This is a genomic window from Streptomyces sp. NPDC111520 (genome assembly GCF_055635295.1).
The window spans coordinates 300,335-317,181 of the sequence record NZ_JBVKBW010000005.1; the positions used below are offsets into that span (position 1 = coordinate 300,335).

Consider the following 16,847-nt stretch of genomic DNA (forward strand, 5'->3'; position numbering starts at 1 on the left):
TGCGGTGCCGTTGCGGCGCGACGTGACCGGGGCTGACCGGCCTCCGTGAGAGGCGGGCCTGCCCCCTGGCGCCACGATGCGGCCGGGCAGGGTGCGGTCCCGTGGCGCCCGGTTCCTGACAGTCCCGCGGGCAGCGCGAAGCCGTGCCGCGCAGCGTGACCGGGGTCGCCATCCGTCCACCGAGGCCGCCGGAAGCCCAGTGCCGCGGCAGGCCGCCGGGTGCCCCGTCCACGACGGGCACTCGTGCCGGGCCAGTGCCTTGCCGGCCCCCGCGGGCGGGTGGGAACGCGCACAGCGTGACCGGGTCCGACAAGCACGCAGGACACAGTCCCGCGGGCCTGTCCTTCTGCGCCGAGGCCGGGCCGCAAGCATCCAGGCAGGGCCCGATCCAGTGGCGTCCGGGCCTCGACAGCCCCCGCAGGCGGCGCGCAGCCGCCTCCGCCGAGCCCGGCCCGGGACATCGTGAGGAAGCCCGGAGCCCATGGCCCGCCCCAGCCCTGTTCGCGCGGGGCCGGGCGGACCGCGAGTCCCTCCGGGACAGCAGGACGGCGCGACTCACGCGCCGCCGGATCCCGCCCCGGAGCAGCCGGCCGGTGGGGGCTGCGCCGTGGGACACGCGCGGGCAGGCCGGAGGGCGACCGCATACCGGCGCGCGCACGCCTCGGGGTGTCCTCGTGTCCTGGAGTGACCGGTCGGTCACCCGGGGCGCGCTATTCTGCCGCGCGACGTCGGCGACGGGGATCGGGGGCGGCTGATGACGGACGCGCGGGCGGCCGTGGACCGCATGCTGACGCGCTTCGGGCTGGCGGAACCGCCGGGGACCGCCCGCCTAGTCGACGGTGCCGGCTCGACGCCCGCAGGTCTGCTCGCCGCGGCGGAGAGCCTGCTGCGCGAGTCCTGGGGGAGCGAGGACGGGCGGGCCCCGGCCGCCGCCGCGCTCGCGCTGACCGTGCTGGGGCTGGACACGGCGGGCCGCGACGATCCGTCGCGCGCCCGGCTCGTCCTGCACCTGCAGCTGGCCGACCGCACCCTGGCGCACGTGCACGGCGACTTCCGCACCGGGCCCGAGGTCCGGCACCACCTGGGCGCGCAGACCCAGCACCGTCCGCCCGACGACCTCGTGGCGGTCGCCGCTCTCTACCCCTCGGGCCCCGCGCAGCGGCCGTTCCGGCCCGCGGACCCCGCGGAGCCCAGGGTGGTGGAGTTGCTGGCGACGCTGCCGCCGGACGACCTGAGCCGCCCCGGGCTGCTCGCCCGGCTCGCGCACTCCGCTCTGGTCCGCTACGAGTGCGGAGCCACCGGGGAGTTGCCCGCCCTGTGGGCGCGTGCCCGGGAGGCCTTCGGGACGGTCGTCCCCGGCCACGTCGACGCCCCGGACGCGGGCCGGGTGGCGGTGCTGGCCGGAGTCGCCTGGGTCCGGGCGCATCCGCGGGACCGGGAGGCGGTGGACGTCGCCGTGCGGGGCGGGCGGCTGGCGCTGGCCGCGGCGAGCGGACGCACCATGGGCGGGCTGCGGGACCGGCACGAGATGCGCAGCGTCCACTTCGCGCTGGCGGTGGCGCTGATGTGCACGCTGCCCTGGGCGCCGTCCCGCGCGACGATCGACGAGGCGATGGGTCACCTGGAGGCGTACCGGGCCGAGGGGCTGCCGGACGACGACGGGTCGTACGAGGTGAACACGGCCTCGCTGCTGGCCGCCCGCGCGGTCGTCGCGTGGGAGGCCGCGGACGCCGCGGAGGCGGAACGGATGCTGCGCGCGCTCATGGAGCGGCTGCCGCCGGGCCATCCGCTGCAGCCGCACATCGCGGCGAAGGCCGCCGCGGTGGGCGAACTCCGCGGCAGGATGCGGCTCCTGCCGCGGTCCCTGGGGTCGATGGTGACCCGCTTCCTGCCGCTGATGGTGCGCTTCGCGCCCGCGCTGCCGCCGATGCAGTTACGGACGGCCCTGCCGCCGGACGGCTTCCGCCCCGAGCCCGGCCCCGGCCCCGCCCCTGCCGAACAGCCACAGCCGCAGCCACAGCCAGTGCCCGGCCCCCGTCCGGAACCCGGCGGCGAGGCGGAGGCAGGGACAGGGACAGGCGACGACCTGTACACGCGCTTCACCTCCGCCTTCCCCGTGCCTCCCGACATGCGGCCGCTGCTCGCCGCCCTGGCCAAGGGCCCCGGCACGCCCCAGGGCCTGGATCCGGCCTTCGTCGCCGACGCCGAGCGGCAGTTGCGCGAGGCACTGGAACGGACGGAGCCCGGCAGCCCGGAACGCACCCAGACCGCGGCGCTGTTGATGGCAGTCACCGGGATGCGCTACATGGCCGACCAGGACGCCGCCGTGATCGAGGAGGCGGCCGCGCTCGGCGACCGCGTCCTGGCCGAACTCACCCACGGCTCACCGGAGCACGCCCGTCTGGTCCTCGCCTCGGCGCCCTGGCAGCACATGCGGGCGGTGCTCGCCATGGACACCGGCGCACTGCGCGCCTGCTGCCGGGAACTGCGCGCGGCGCTCGACCTGCTGCCCGACGACGCGCCGGAACGGGCCGCCGGTGAGGTCGAGTACGCCAACGCGCTCACCAACCTCGCCGGGCTCACCCAGGACCCCGTGCTCGCCGCCGAGGCGCGCCGCCGGATCGCCGACGCCTCGCTGCGCGTGGAGCGGAGCCCGGGCCTGACGGACCTGCTGGGCGGGATGGTCACCTCGTACGGCCACTGGGCGGACTACACCGTCGCCACGGTCCGCGGGGACCTGCGGGCGGCGCGGGCGGCCGAGGTCGCGTTGGCGGCGGAGCCCGGGGGCGAGATGCCGGCGCTGCGCTTCGAGGTGGCGCGCATCGCGATGGCCGACGCGCTGGAGCACCACGACTGGGCGGCCGCCGCCGACGCGGCGGCGCGGGCCCTGGAGACGCTGCCGGCGGTGGCCTCGCGCGCCCTGGCCCGGGAGGACCGCCGGGCCTTCGTCGGCGGGGCTCTGCTGGGCCGCCGCTACCCCCTGGCGCACCTGCGGACGGACGGCGGCGACCCGGCGGACGCGGGCCGGCCCGATCCGCTGACGGGCACGAGCCTGGGCCGCACCGGCTGCGCCGCGGCGCTCGCCGCCGGGCGGCCCGCTCAGGCGCTGGCGCTGCTGGAGCAGAGCCGGGCCGTGTTGATGGGGCAGGACCTGGAGGCCCGGGCCGATCTGACGGCGCTGTCCGCGGCGCATCCCGTGCTGGCCCGGGAGCTCGCCGCGCTCGGGGCCCGGCTGCGGCGGGCCGAGGCGGGCGAGGACGTCATGGAACGGCACGTCGCGGCCGCCGAGTGGGAGGCGCTGCTGACGCGCGTCCGCGGCAGGGCGGGGTTCGAGCGGTTCCTGATGCCGCCCACGGAACGGGAGATGCGGGCCGTGGCGGCCCAGGGGCCGGTCGTGGCGGTCAACGTGGACCGGCTGCGGTGCGACGCGGTCGTCGTGACGCGGGAGCGGATCTTCTCGGTGCCGCTGCGCGAGCTGACGGAGGGCCGGCTCGCCCTGCGGGCGCAGGAGTTCCTGGCGGCCGTGGGCCTTCCGCGGACCGCGCCCGCCGAGGAGCACGACCGGGCCCGCGAACTGGTGCTGGACACCCTCGCCTGGCTGTGGCGCACGGTGGCCGAGCCCGTGCTCACCGCCCTCGGCCTGACCAGGGCGCTCCCCGAGGACGCCCCCGCCTCGGCGGCGCCCCGGCTGTGGTGGTCGGCGTCGGGACCGCTGGCGTACCTACCGCTGCACGCCGCAGGGCTGCAGCGCAAGCACCAACTGCGCGACGGACGGACCGTCCTGGACCGGGTGGCCTCGTCCTACACCCCCACCCTGCGCGCCCTGGAGCACGCCCGGCGGGCGTCCTCGGGCCGCACCGGTGGCCGGCTGCTGGCGGTCGGCCGCCCCACCGGCACGGCGGGCTCCGCGGGCGCCTCGGCCCGTGAGATCGCCGCGATCGCGGACGCGCTGGGCGGCGTACGCGCCCTCGAGGGCGAGCAGGCCACGCCGGAACGCGTGCTGTCGGCGCTGCGCACGGCCCGCTGGGTGCACTTCGCCTGCCACGGCGTCAGCGACCCCCTGGACCCGTCCGCCAGCCACCTGCTGCTGCACGGCGGGCCGCTGAGCGCCGCGGACGTCGCCCGGCAGGAACCGCTCTACGCGGAGCTGGCGGTGCTGCTGGCCTGCCACACCGCGCACACCGGGCAGCTGCCCGACGAGGCGGTCCACCTCGCCTCGGCCTTCCAGACCGCGGGCTACCCGCAGGTCGTCGGCGCCCTGTGGGAGGCCGACGACGCGGTCTCCGCGCTCCTTGCCGCCCGCCTGTACGCGGCGCTCCGCGCCCCGGCGCCGGGCGCCGTCGCCCCGGCGGACACGGGCCGCGCCCTCAACCACGTCGTGCGCGCCCTGCGCACCCGCTACGCCCGCTCCCCCGCGGTGTGGGCGCCCTTCGTCCACATCGGCCGCTGAGCGCCGCGACGGGACGTCAGTCGCCTCCGAGCAGTCCGGCCAGGACCGGGTGCACGCGGGCCGGGTCGACGGTGGTGACGGTGTACACGGCGACCCCCGAGACCACGAGGGGGTCCTCCGCGGCGATCCGCTCGATCGTCCGGCGGTCCGTCCCGCGGGCGAGGATCACGCCGCCCTCGGACGAGGGCACGGTCTGCCCGGAGAGCAGGAAGGTGCCGGCGCGGTGGTGGCGTTCCAGGAACGCGACGTGGGCGGCGACGAACGGCCCGGCGTCCTCCTCGGATCCGGTGTACGTCAGGAACAGCAGGTGCAGCATCCCCGTCCGATCTCCTCGCGGCCCGGGCGGCCCGGTCCGTCATTTTCAGGCGCGCTCACCGGCGGCGGCGCAGCACCATGTCGAGCTCCCGCCAGGTCGCCGGGGCGACGGAGCCCGGCGGAACGGGGATCCCGACGGCGCGGGCGACGGAGCGCAGCCGCAGGTCCACGACGGCGTCGACGAGGTCCGCGAGGGCGAAGAGCCGTTCGCGTCCGAGCCACCAGGCGGCGAACACGACCACGGCGCCCGCGACGAAGGCGGGCCACCACGCGGTGGCGCAGCCCAGCGCCACGTAGAGCAGGCCCCATCCGCACAGCCGGGTGGACGCCTCGAAGGCACCGGCCGCGGTACGGATCTCCTTGCGGTCGGCCTCCGTCGCCGCCAGCCACAGGCGTGGCCAGACCGCCGTGAAGGGCACCGCGTAGTAGGCGCCGACGCGGTGCTCCAGGGCGTGCATCCGGTCGCCCATGCGGGTGGGGCGGGCCGGGGGCACGGGCGCGATCCGGTCCCGGCGGGCCTCGGCCGCGCGGGCGGCGGCCAGTTCGGCCGGGTCGCCGTCGCGTTCGTGGTTGCGCAGACGGGCCGCGACGTCGGCGTCGGCGCGTTCGCGACGGGCCCGGCGCCGGCGCACGAGCCACTGCCCCGACCCGCCCGGCCAGGGCCCGGCCCAGAGCACCTGGACCGCGCGGGCCAGGACCTGCACCGCCAGGCCCGGGACGACGGCGAGCAACAGCACGGCGACCAGGGCCAGGAGGTAACCGGCCGCGCCGTGCGCGTCGGTCCAGTCCGCGGCGCGCTCGACCTCGCGCAGCAGGCGGCCGGCGTCGAACGGACGCCTGCCGCCGAGCACATGGGCGGCCCAGGCGGTGCCCAGGAAGAGCGCACCGGGCAGCGCGAGCAGGGAGACCCAGCGTTCGGCGAGCTTCCCGCCGATCTCGTCCAGCAGACCCGCCACCGCGCTACGCCCCGCCTTCCGCGACCTGCTCGACTACACGGCGGGCGCAACGGCCCCGGGGCCTTCGCGCCGCGGCCACCGGTGTCTGCTGCTCCCTCCGCCGTACGGCTGCGCGCACCGGACGACCCTCCTTCTCCCCGGGGGCCGGAAGGACAGGTCCAGGCCGTGTCGTCACAAGTCCCTCCTGCCCGCGCGATCCGGCACGGCGCTCCGCCGGGAAGTGCCCCCAACGCTGTGTTGTCGAATCGTCCGAGCAGCCCACTACGGGGACGACTCTCCGCCTTGCGATGCACCGCACCGGGGGGATCTCCCAGCGCGAGCCGGGGACCTGCGGGGCCCGCCCTCCGGGCGGCCGGAGCTCCTTCGACGGCACGGCCTAGTACCAGACGGGCCGCAGTTCGGCGTCCCAGACCGCGCAGCGCGGGGCGGTGACGGACGCCGTGGGGTCCTCGCTGCGGGCACAAAGGCCGCGCGGGCAGCGGTGGCGCAGGATGCCGGCGCCCCCGCCGGTCATGCCCGGCAGCTGGGTGTAGCCGCCCGGGTCCGTGCGGGGGCCGACGACCCGGACGCCGAGCCGGTGGCCCAGGTCGGTCACGGTCTCGACGTCGCCGGCGCCCCGCCGTACGGCCTCGGCGGCGGCCTCGACCTCGGCCGCCTCGCCCGGGTCGCTCGCGGCGCCGCGCAGCAGCGGCAGCATCTCGCAGAAGGCCATGACGTCTTCCTCGGTCACCGGCCCAGCCTACTGATCTGCGATCATTGCCGTATGGCGTTCACCGAAGAGCTCGCCCGGGCCGTGCTCGCGGCGGACGGGCAGGACGGCGCGAAGCTGCTCGCGCTCGGCGAGAACGCGGTGTTCGACCTCGCGGACGGCATGACCGTCGCGAAGGTCGGCCGCGGTCCCGAACTGCTGGAGCGGGCCGCCCGCGAGGTGCGCACGGCGTCCTGGCTGGCGGCGCACGGCGTCCCCGCCGTACGGGCGGCGGCGCCGGAGGCCCGGCTGGTGGAGGGGCATCCGGTGACGTACTGGGAGCGGCTGCCGGACCCGGTCCGGCCCGCAGGGCCCGCCGACCTCGCCGCGCTGCTGCGGCTCGTGCACGCCCTGCCCGAGCCGGACTTCGCCCTTCCGCCCCGCGACCTGCTGGACGGGGTGGAACGGTGGCTGCGGCTGGCCGGTGACGCGGTCGACCCCGCGGACGCCGCGTACCTGCGCGAGCGCCGGGACGGCTTCGCCGTCGCCGCGGCCGCGCTGACCCCGCACCTGGTCCCGGGCCCCGTCCACGGCGACGCGCTGCCGCGCAATGTGCACGTCGGCCCGCAGGGCCCGGTCCTGGTGGACCTGGAGACCTTCTCGGCCGACCTGCGCGAGCACGACCTCGTCGTCATGGCGCTCAGCCGGGACCGCTACGGGCTCGGTCCGGACGCCTACGCCGCCTTCACCGACGCCTACGGCTGGGACGTGCGCGAGTGGGACGGCTGCGCGGTGCTGCGCGGGGCGAGGGAGACCGCGAGCTGCGCCTGGGTGGCCCAGCACGCACCGGGCAACCCGGCCGCACTCGCGGAGTTCCGCCGCCGGGTGACCTCGCTGCGCGACGGCGACCCGTCCGTACGCTGGTACCCCTTCTGACCCCATATCGCCTTCCGGCAACACGGCACCGCCCACGGGCGATGTCCGCGCCGCGCACCCGCGGGCGGCCACCCGGCCACCCGGCCACCCGGCCGCCCGGCCACGCGTCCGGGCCGCCCCGGCGCATCCGTGCGCGCCGGGGCCCCGCGGTCACCTCGGCCGGGGGATGACCGGCCAGGCCTGCTCGACGACGGCCGCCGGGTCGGCGGTGCGCCGCAGGTACGCCTGGAGGGAGGCCGACTGCTCGGCCGCCGCCCGGATCTGAAGGGCGTGCAGGTCCGCGAGCGGCATCAGGCCGACGGGCTCGTGCCGCTCCCCCAGGCGGCGTACGACGCGGGCCGCGGCCAGCGCGTCGGCCCGCGCGTCGTGGGCGCCCTCCAACTGGACCCCGTAGTGGGCGCACAGCGCCTGCAGGGCCCTTCTGCCCTTGCGGTACTTGTCGACGTGCTTGTCGATGACCAGCGGGTCGATGACGGGCTCGGGCCCGCCGCCCAGCCGTTCGCTGACCGAGGCGACGCCGTGCCGCCGGCACTCGCGGTCCAGCAGCGAGAGGTCGTAGCGGGCGTTCATCACCACCAGCGGGGTGCCCGAGCGCAGCACTTCGGTGACGGCCTGGGCGATCTCCTCGACCGCCGAGGCGGCCGGGGCGCCGTGCGCACGGGCGTGCGCGGTCGAGATGCCGTGGATCGCCGAGGCCTGCTCGGGTATGGCCACGCCCGGGTCGAGCAGCCAGGTGCGCTCCCGCGAGACGGCCCCGTCGGCCTCCAGCCTGACGACCGCCGCGGTGACGATGTGGTCGGTCTCGACGTCGGTGCCGGTGGTCTCCAGGTCGAAGGCGACCAGTGCGTCGCTGATCCAGCTCATCGCGCGGCCCTCGTACCCGCGGCGTGCACCGCGCAGCGCGGGCGGCTGCCCGCGCTCCTCCCCCGTGCGGAATCGGCCGGCCGTGTCCGGCCTCGTCCCATGCGCATTGACGTACGTCCTTCCCGCGGTTCCCCCGTGTTCGCCTCCATCATCCCGTGCGCCACTGACAGTCCCGCGGCCGGGCTGTGCGGGGGCGTACGGCCGGGGGCCCGCCGGGCCGTCAGGAGACCCGTCAGGAGACCGGACGGGAGTCGACCCAGACGCCCTCGAACTCCTCGCGGTAGGTCTCGAACAGGCCGTGCTCGGCCTCGGGCGCGCCGTCGGCCCTGGTCTGCACGAGGTCCCGCGGCCCGCCGCGCAGGATGAGGACGGGCGCCTCCATGCCGCGGGCCCTGCGCAGGTAGGGCTGGACGACCGCGATGCCGTCCGCGGTGTCGCCGTCCACGAGGTAGGCGGTGAAGCGCGGGGTCTCGTCGAAGACCCGGATCTCGAACGCGGCGGTGTCCCGCAGCCGGGCCCGCACCCGCCGCATGTGCATGATGTTCATCTCGACGGAGCGGCTGAGCTCCCCGCGGCCGAGGCCGAGTTCGCGCTCGCGCCGGCGGACGGCACTGCTCGCCGGGTTGAGGAAGAGCAGCCGCACCCGGCAGCCGGACTCGGCGAGCCGCACCAGCCGCTTGCCGGAGTAGTTCTGCACCAGCAGGTTGAGGCCGATGCCCACCGCGTCCAGGCGGCGGGCGTTCCCGAACAGGTCCTCGGCGGGCAGCTGCCGCTGCAGCCGCACCCGGTCGGGGTAGACGCCGACGACGTCGGCGTAGCGGTCGGCGACGAGCTCCTCGACGGCGTCCACGGGCAGCCGCTCGGCGGAGGGGTAGCCGGGGCCGGAGCCGAGCATGTCCAGCAGGCGGGCGGCGGCCCGCTCGGCCTGGTCCAGGACGGTGCGGGACAGGGCGCGGTTGCGGGAGACGACGTGCCGGGCCACCTCCAATTCGTCCAGGGCGAGTTCGAGTTCCCGGCGGTCGTCGAGGTAGGGCTCGAAGCACGGCCAGTGCTGCACGGCGAGCTCGCGCAGCTGCGGCAGCGTCAGGAAGCTGAGGATGTTGTCGTCGGCCGGGTCCAGCAGGAATCCCTTGCGGCGGCTGACCTCGCGCACGGCCGCCGCCCGCTGCACCCACTCGTGACCGGCCGGGCCCGCGGCCGCGACCACCCACTCGTCGCCGTGCACGGGTTCGTAGATCGGGCGCAGCACGGCGTTGACAACGGCGCGCAGGCGCTGTTCGACGAGGTTGAGCCACACGTACGCCCGTCCCGCGCGCCGGGCGCGGGTGCGCACCTCGGCCCACTCGTCGGCGCCCCAGTCCAGTTCCGCTCCGATCTCCAACGGCAGTGCCAGGGCGGCCGTACCGGTGCCTCCCTCGCCGATGCCGCCGCCCGGGTCCCCCTGATCACCACCACCGGGGAGCACCAGACCTCCCGACATCACGACTGCACCCGCCTTCCCGCCCCCGTCCACGATCAAGGAAGGGTACTGCGGGGCGGGAGGCGGTGCAGCCGTAACGACGCTACTTCACCACATGCTTACCGGGCCCGACGGCGCGGGACGGTCAGTGTCCCTGCCCGTTGCCGCCCGACAGCTCGTCCGGTGTGAGCGGGCTCATGGCGGTCACGTCGCGCGGCGCGAGCTGGAAGCCCTGCCAGTGGATCGGCATGGGCGTCTGGTCCTCGTCGCGCGGGATGTGGTGGAAGCCGACGTTCACCCACATCACCGGGTGCGCGAGGTTCTCGCCGTTCGCCCACTTGTCCACCGAGGTGCCGCGGCCGGCGCAGGCGGGGTCGCTGTTGCCGCTGGCTAGTTGCTCGCAGGCCCGGTACTGGGTGACGTACAGGTCCTTGGAGGTGTAGGCGTGGGCGTCGTAGCGGTCGGAGTGCTGCTGGACCAGCTCCCAGGAGCGCGGGTGCCGGTCGGCGTTCCTCCCGGCCGTGGAGACCACGCGCCACCAGCGGCGCAGCGCGGAGTTGGCGGCGAGCTCCTTGGTGACGGCGGTCCTGGTGGTCTTCAGGACGGCGGAGCCGGAGCCGCGGCCGGCCTTCTTGGTGTCGTACTGCTCGACCTTCGCCCGGTTCGAGCCGTCCAGGCCGAAGTCCAGCCGCCAGAAGACCGAGTGGTAGTGGCTGGTGGCGTGGTCGTGGCCGCCCGTGCCGATGGGCCAGCCGGTGCCCTCGCCGCTGTAGTCGCCGGGCGAGAGGTCGCCGGTGGCGCCCACCTTGGCGGTGATGGTGCCGTCGTCGGAGAAGTTCCACTGGGTGACGTACTCGTACCAGCCGAGCTGGGAGACGGAGAAGACGACCAGGTCGCTGCCCTGCCGGGTGTACTTCCTCGCGGTGCCGTCCTCGTCGTAGAGGTCGCTGCGGTAGGCGTAGCCGTGCGGCGCGGTGGTGACGCACAGCGCCTTGACGGTGCGTTCCTGCTGCGGGACGTAGGCCGAGGCGATGGTGCCGCCGGGGCACTCCTCGGGGCCGATGTCGACCGCGGTGTTGCCGAATCCGATGTCGGACAGGTCGTTGTACTCGGTGAGCCCGGAGTCGTACGGGACGTTGACCTGCGCGAGTGTGGCGGAGTTCAGCACCTTGAGGGGCTGCGGCTCCTTCCGGGGCTGGTACGCGATCTTCTCCAGGACCAGGCCCTTGGTGCCGCTCATGCGCCAGCACATGGTCCAGCCGGTGCCGTTCGGCAGCGTCCTGGTGAGGGCGGTGGCGGTGCCGCAGTCCGCCGCGGCGGCGGTGTCGGCCCGGGGGGTCGCTTCGGCCCGTCCGGCGGTGGGGCCCACGGCGAGCGCGGGCAGGAGGAGGAGCGCCGGGGCCGTACCGAGGGCCCGGCGCACAAGGGTGGTGCGCATCGTGTCTGGGTCTCCGCTCTTAGTGGATCCGGCCGACGGTGCGGTCGCTGAGGTCGACGACGAGTTGGGTCGTGTCGATCCACGGCCCGCCCTTCACCTGTGTGAACAGCCGTACGCACCGGTGACGACCGCACTTGGCCAGACCGGCGGGGGCGGACTGCTCAGCGGTGTTGAACGAGATGCCGCGCAGCCGCAGCTGGCCGGGCGAGGTGAGTTCCCGGCCCTTGGTGGCGGCCGTGAAGTCGGCGCGGAGCCCCGCACCGAGGGCGTCACCGATGAGCAGTGCCGCCGCCTGCCGGGTCTCGTCCGGCGACGGCGGCGGCTGCAGGCCGGTGGCGGTGTCGGTGCGCTCGACGGTGCCGGCGGTGAGGTCGACGGTCCTCTTCACGAGCCGGTCGTGCCCGTAGTCGTAGAAGAGCACCTCGACCCGGCGGGCCCCTTCGGTCCGCGCCCCCGTGGCGTCGGCCGGTTCGGCGAGGTCGGTGTCGAGGTACTCCGGGCCGCGGCCGCCCGCCACGTCCTCGGCGCTGCGCAGCGCGTCGCGGCGCAGGGCTATGGACTTCGCGCGGTCGACCTCGGCCTTGGTCAGGGGCCCGCGACCGCTCTGCCGCGCGCCGGTGGGCGCCTCGTCCTCCGTCGTCCCACCGCTGCCCGCGTCCTGCCGCCCCGGCGCTCCCGGCGCGGCGGCCGGGCCGCCCGTCGTGGAGTGGTCGTCACCTGAGGCGTCGCGCGGCAGGGTGATGCCGATCATCACGACGGTGGCGGCGACGGCGGTGCCGCCGCCCCACAGGGCGCGCCTGAGACCGCGCCCGAACCGTCCCTTACGCGGTAAGGAACGGCTTTCCCCCTGATCTGTCACGTAGGTCTCCCCTGTGTCGTATGGTCACTCTTATCGACGGAACCTCAACGGCACAGGTTGCCCCGGGGCGGTGGATTCTTGCGGCAGGCAGGGGAATTGGGCCACCCGTAACGGGGAAGATCTTGGCGATTCCACGCCCGCAGGGGCCCGTTTGCGTGAGGATGCCCTTTCGGCACCGATGTGGCCGGGGTGCGGCCTACCGGCACCCGGCGGAGAAGTGGAAGAGTCGACGACATGCAGGTCTGGCCGGGTCAGGCATATCCCCTCGGCGCCACGTACGACGGCGCCGGCACCAATTTCGCGGTCTTCTCCGAGGCCGCGGACCGGATCGAGTTGTGTCTGCTGCACGACGACGGCTCGGAGACCGCCGTCGAGCTGCGCGAGGCGGACGCCTTCGTGCGCCACGCCTACGTGCCGGGCATCATGCCCGGTCAGCGCTACGGCTTCCGGGTCCACGGCCCCCACGAACCCACCAGGGGCCACCGCTGCAACTCCGCGAAGCTGCTGCTGGACCCGTACACGAAGGCGATAAGCGGGACGATCGACTGGGACGAGGCGGTGTACGGCTACCGCTTCGGGGAGCCGGAGTCCCGCAACGACCTGGACTCGGCGCCGCACACCATGACGTCGGTGGTGGTGAACCCGTACTTCGACTGGGCGGAGGACCGCAGCCCCCGCATCGACTACCACCGCACCGTCATCTACGAGGCGCACGTCAGGGGCCTGACGATGCTCCACCCGGAGCTGCCGGAGGAGATCCGCGGCACCTATGCGGCGCTCGCCCACCCCGCGGTGATCTCGCACCTGACGGAGCTGGGCGTCACGACGCTGGAACTGATGCCGGTCCACCAGTTCGTCCACGACCACCGGCTGGTGGACGCGGGGATGCGCAACTACTGGGGCTACAACACGATCGGCTTCTTCGCCCCGCACAACGCCTACGCCTCGATGGGCGACCGCGGCCAGCAGGTGCTGGAGTTCAAGACGGCGGTGCGCGAACTGCACCGGGCGGGCATCGAGGTCATCCTCGACGTGGTGTACAACCACACGGCCGAGGGCAGCCACCTGGGGCCGACGCTGTGCTTCCGGGGCATCGACAACGCCTCGTACTACCGGCTGGCCGACGACCCGCGCTACTACACGGACACCACCGGCACGGGGAACTCGCTGCTGATGCGCAGCCCCCACGTGCTGCAGATGATCATGGACTCGCTGCGCTACTGGGTCACCGAGATGCACGTCGACGGCTTCCGCTTCGACCTCGCGGCGACCCTGGCGCGGCAGTTCCACGAGGTGGACCGGCTGTCCTCGTTCTTCGACCTGGTGCAGCAGGACCCGGTGGTCAGCCAGGTGAAGCTGATCGCGGAGCCCTGGGACGTCGGTGAGGGCGGCTACCAGGTGGGCAACTTCCCTCCGCTGTGGACGGAGTGGAACGGCAAGTTCCGCGACACCGTGCGCGACCTGTGGCGCGGCGAGCCGGCCACGCTGGCCGAGTTCGGCTCCCGGCTGACCGGCTCCTCCGACCTCTACCAGGACGACGGCCGCCGGCCGCTCGCCTCCATCAACTTCGTGACGTGCCACGACGGGTTCACCCTGCGGGACCTGGTGTCGTACAACGACAAGCACAACGAGGCGAACGGCGAGAACAACCGGGACGGCGAGAGCCACAACCGCTCGTGGAACTGCGGCGCCGAGGGCGATACCGAGGACGAGGAGGTGCTCGCCCTGCGCGAGCGCCAGATGCGCAACTTCATCGCCACCCTGATGCTCTCCCAGGGCGTGCCGATGCTCGCCCACGGCGACGAGTTCGGCCGCACCCAGCAGGGCAACAACAACGCCTACTGCCAGGACAACGAACTGGCCTGGGTGCCGTGGCCCAAGGAGGGCGACGCGGACACCGAGCGGCTGCACGAGTTCACCCGCCAGATGGTGTGGCTCCGCCGCGACCACCCCGTCTTCCGGCGCCGCCGCTTCTTCCACGGCCGGCCGGTCGAGGGGACGCACGACGACCTCTCGGACATCGCCTGGTTCACCCCTGAGGGTGAGGAGATGGCCCAGGACGACTGGCAGGAGGCGCAGGCCAACGCCCTGGTGGTCTTCCTCAACGGCAGTGCGATCTCCGAGCCCGGCGACCGCGGGGAGCGGATCGGCGACGACTCCTTCCTGCTGATGTTCAACGCCTGGTACGAGCCGCTGGACTTCGTCGTCCCGGTGAACCACGGCAAGGAGTGGCAGGTGGTCGTGGACACCCAGCGGCCGGAGGGCGTGCCCCCCGGCTCGGGGCGCAAGGTGACCCAGGGCGACCGGCTGCGGCTGGCCGACCGGAGCATGGTGGTCCTGCAGCGCCCGGCGTAACCGCCCGTCCGATGTGATGGGCCTACCGGTCGGCGGGGTAGTCAGTCCTCCATGACAGAAAGCGCCGCGAGCCCGCCGACCGCTGTCGTCCCCTCCGTACCGAGCGCCACCTACCGGCTCCAGCTCCAGCCCGACTTCCCCTTCGCCGCGGCCGAGGCCGTCGTCCCCCATCTGGCGGCGCTCGGCGTCTCCCACCTGCACCTCTCTCCCGTCCTGCAGGCCGTGCCCGGCTCCACGCACGGCTACGACGTCGTCGACCACACCCGGGTCCGCGAGGAGCTCGGCGGCGAGAAGGGGCTGCGCGCCCTGGCGCGCACCGCCCGCGCGCACGGCCTCGGGCTCGTGCTGGACGTGGTGCCCAACCACATGGCCGTGCCCGCGCCCGAGCACCTGGCCCGGCCGCTGTGGGAGGTGCTGCGGGACGGGCCGGACTCCCCGTACGCACGCTGGTTCGACGTCGACTGGGCGGCGCAGGGCGACCGGCTGCTGCTGCCGGTGCTGGGCGGCCCGCTGGAGGAGGTGCTGCCCGACCTGCGCGTCGAACGCGACCGGGCCGCCGGGGAGCGCGTGCTGCGCTACCACGACCACGCGTTCCCGCTGCGCCCCGGCACCGAGGAACTGCCGCTGCGCGCGCTGGTCGACGCCCAGTGGTACCGGCTCGCCTGGTGGCGGCAGGCCCGTACCGAACTGAACTACCGGCGCTTCTTCACCATCTCCGAGCTCATCGCGGTCCGTGTCGAGGACGACGAGGTCTTCGCCGCCACGCACGCCACCTTGCTGCGCCTGCTCGACGAGGGCGTCGCCGACGGCCTGCGCATCGACCACCCCGACGGCCTCGCCGACCCGGCCGGCTACCTGCGGCGGCTCGCGGACGCCTCGGGCGGCCGCTGGACGGTCGTGGAGAAGATCCTCACCGGCGACGAGCGGCTGCCGGCCGGCTGGGCCTGCGCCGGAACGACCGGCTACGACGCCCTGGACCGGCTCGACGGGCTGTTCACCGACCCCGTGGGCGTCGAGGAGATCGTCCGCGGCTACCGCGCGTTCACCGCCGCTCCCGCCGACGCGGGCGGCGAGTGGCAGCCGACCGTACGGGCCGCCGCCGAACGCATCGTCATGCACGACCTGGCCGCCGAGGTGGACCGGCTGACCCGCTCCGCCGTCCGCGCCACCGGGCTGGAGCACACGGCGCTGCGCGAGGCCGTCGAGGCGACGCTGGTCCGGCTGCCGCGCTACCGCCCGTACGTCGTCCCCGGCGAGCCGGCGGACGCGGAGGACACCGCACTGCTGGAGGCCGCGGCCGGCGCCACCGGGCTCCCGGCGGCCGGCGCGGTGTGCGACCTGGCCCTGGGCCGGCACAAGGGCGGCGGGGAGGCCGCGGCGGACTTCGCGGTGCGCTTCGCCCAGGTCTCCTCCGCGCTGCGCGCCAAGTCCGCCGAGGACACCGCGTTCTACCGCTACCACCCGCTGCTCTGCCTCAACGAGGTCGGCCGCGAGCCGGACCGTCCCGCCACCTCGCCCGAGGAGTTCCACGCCTTCTGCGAGCGGCTGCGGCGCGACTGGCCGCTGACCGGGACCGTGCGCTCCACCCACGACACCAAGCGCGGCGGCGACGTGCGCGCCCGGCTGGCCGCGCTGAGCGAGCTACCCGGCGAGTGGGCGGACTGGCTCGGCGAGGCCTCGGCGGACCTGCGGGAGTACCTGGAGCACCGCGGGATCCCGCTGCCCGAGCGTCATGTGGAGTACCAGGCCTGGCAGTACGCGGCGGTCTTCTGCGACGCCGGAGCGGCCGGGCTCGTGGCCGACACCATGCTCAAGTCGGAACGCGAGGCGGGCCTGCGCACCTCGTGGACCGACCAGCGGCCGGAGTACGAGCGGGACATGACCGGCTTCGTCCGCGAACTCGTCGGCGGGCCCGCCGTCTTCGCCACCGAGCGCATCGACCGGGCGCTGCGCGGGCCGGAACGCGTCAACGTGCTCGGCGCGCACCTGGCGCACCTGACCATGCCTGGCGTGCCCGACCTCTACCAGGGCGAGGAGGAACGGCAGTTGCTCCTCGTCGACCCCGCCAACCGCCGTCCGTACGACCCGGGCACGGCCGGCGGCGAGGTGAGCGAGAAGCGGCGGGTGACGGAGTTCGCGCTGCGGCTGCGCCGGGCCCGCCCGCAGTGGTTCACCGGCCCGGAGGGCTCGTACGAGCCGCTGTACGCGCGCGGTCCGGCCGGGGAGCACTGCGTGGCCTTCGTCCGCGGCGGACGGGCGCTGACGGTCGTCACCCGGCTGTCCCGGCGGCTCGCGGACACCGGCGGGTGGCGCGGCACGGAACTGGTGCTGCCGGCGGGGGTCTGGACGGAGGTGCTGACGGGCCGCCCGTTCCAGGCGGTGGTGCCGCTGGCGGAGCTGCTGGACCGGCTGCCGGTGGGTCTGCTGGTGCGCGACGTGGACGAATGAGGCCCCGGTGGGCGGAGGAGAAATCCGGTACGGGGGGATACGGGGTGAAAGCCGGTAATGTCCCGCCCGTTGAGCGTCG

11 protein-coding genes are annotated in these 16,847 nt (G+C 74.9%); 4 read left to right on the forward strand and 7 right to left on the reverse strand.

The annotated features are described in order from the left end of the window. Nucleotides 1-754: 754 nt before the first annotated feature. Complete coding sequence (locus tag ACZ7MY_RS13680; protein WP_499601658.1) at nucleotides 755-4,450, forward strand: CHAT domain-containing protein; 3,696 nt, start codon at nucleotides 755-757, stop codon at nucleotides 4,448-4,450. A gap of 16 nt (nucleotides 4,451-4,466) precedes the next feature. Here ACZ7MY_RS13680 and ACZ7MY_RS13685 read toward each other — a convergent pair whose 3' ends face one another. The 3 genes from ACZ7MY_RS13685 to ACZ7MY_RS13695 all read right to left on the reverse strand — a co-directional run bounded on the left by ACZ7MY_RS13685 (nucleotide 4,467) and on the right by ACZ7MY_RS13695 (nucleotide 6,451). Continuing rightward, entirely contained in the window at nucleotides 4,467-4,766 is a 300-nt protein-coding gene (locus tag ACZ7MY_RS13685) for a YciI family protein (RefSeq protein ID WP_499601660.1), read from the reverse strand. 55 nt (nucleotides 4,767-4,821) lie between these two features. Next, nucleotides 4,822-5,721, reverse strand: a complete 900-nt coding sequence (locus ACZ7MY_RS13690; protein ID WP_499601662.1) for a hypothetical protein — start codon at nucleotides 5,719-5,721, stop codon at nucleotides 4,822-4,824. 376 nt (nucleotides 5,722-6,097) lie between these two features. Then, nucleotides 6,098-6,451 (reverse strand): hypothetical protein, encoded by a 354-nt coding sequence (locus tag ACZ7MY_RS13695; RefSeq protein ID WP_499601663.1) that lies wholly within the window; start codon nucleotides 6,449-6,451, stop codon nucleotides 6,098-6,100. A gap of 33 nt (nucleotides 6,452-6,484) precedes the next feature. Here ACZ7MY_RS13695 and ACZ7MY_RS13700 point away from each other — a divergent pair, with 33 nt between their 5' ends. Beyond that, on the forward strand, nucleotides 6,485-7,345 hold the full coding sequence (locus tag ACZ7MY_RS13700; protein WP_499601665.1) for a phosphotransferase enzyme family protein: 861 nt from the start codon (nucleotides 6,485-6,487) through the stop codon (nucleotides 7,343-7,345). 150 nt (nucleotides 7,346-7,495) lie between these two features. Here the strand turns inward: ACZ7MY_RS13700 and ACZ7MY_RS13705 are convergent, their stop codons facing one another. The 4 genes from ACZ7MY_RS13705 to ACZ7MY_RS13720 all read right to left on the reverse strand — a co-directional run bounded on the left by ACZ7MY_RS13705 (nucleotide 7,496) and on the right by ACZ7MY_RS13720 (nucleotide 11,857). Next, nucleotides 7,496-8,209: a 3'-5' exonuclease gene (locus ACZ7MY_RS13705; RefSeq protein ID WP_499601666.1), complete on the reverse strand. Its 714-nt coding sequence runs from the start codon at nucleotides 8,207-8,209 to the stop codon at nucleotides 7,496-7,498. A gap of 232 nt (nucleotides 8,210-8,441) precedes the next feature. Then, nucleotides 8,442-9,689 carry a DUF5919 domain-containing protein gene (locus tag ACZ7MY_RS13710; RefSeq protein ID WP_499601668.1) on the reverse strand — a complete coding sequence of 416 codons (1,248 nt, stop codon included), beginning with the start codon at nucleotides 9,687-9,689 and terminating at the stop codon, nucleotides 8,442-8,444. 124 nt (nucleotides 9,690-9,813) lie between these two features. Next, nucleotides 9,814-11,106 carry a copper amine oxidase gene (locus tag ACZ7MY_RS13715; RefSeq protein ID WP_499601669.1) on the reverse strand — a complete coding sequence of 431 codons (1,293 nt, stop codon included), beginning with the start codon at nucleotides 11,104-11,106 and terminating at the stop codon, nucleotides 9,814-9,816. A gap of 19 nt (nucleotides 11,107-11,125) precedes the next feature. Continuing rightward, nucleotides 11,126-11,857 carry a Tat pathway signal sequence domain protein gene (locus ACZ7MY_RS13720; RefSeq protein ID WP_499601670.1) on the reverse strand — a complete coding sequence of 244 codons (732 nt, stop codon included), beginning with the start codon at nucleotides 11,855-11,857 and terminating at the stop codon, nucleotides 11,126-11,128. Between the two features lie 342 nt (nucleotides 11,858-12,199). On the opposite strand from ACZ7MY_RS13720, the gene glgX reads away from it, so the two are divergent. Then, nucleotides 12,200-14,320: a glycogen debranching protein GlgX gene (gene glgX, locus ACZ7MY_RS13725; protein WP_499601672.1), complete on the forward strand. Its 2,121-nt coding sequence runs from the start codon at nucleotides 12,200-12,202 to the stop codon at nucleotides 14,318-14,320. Between the two features lie 51 nt (nucleotides 14,321-14,371). Beyond that, complete coding sequence (gene treY / locus ACZ7MY_RS13730; protein ID WP_499601673.1) at nucleotides 14,372-16,768, forward strand: malto-oligosyltrehalose synthase; 2,397 nt, start codon at nucleotides 14,372-14,374, stop codon at nucleotides 16,766-16,768. Nucleotides 16,769-16,847 lie beyond the last annotated feature (79 nt).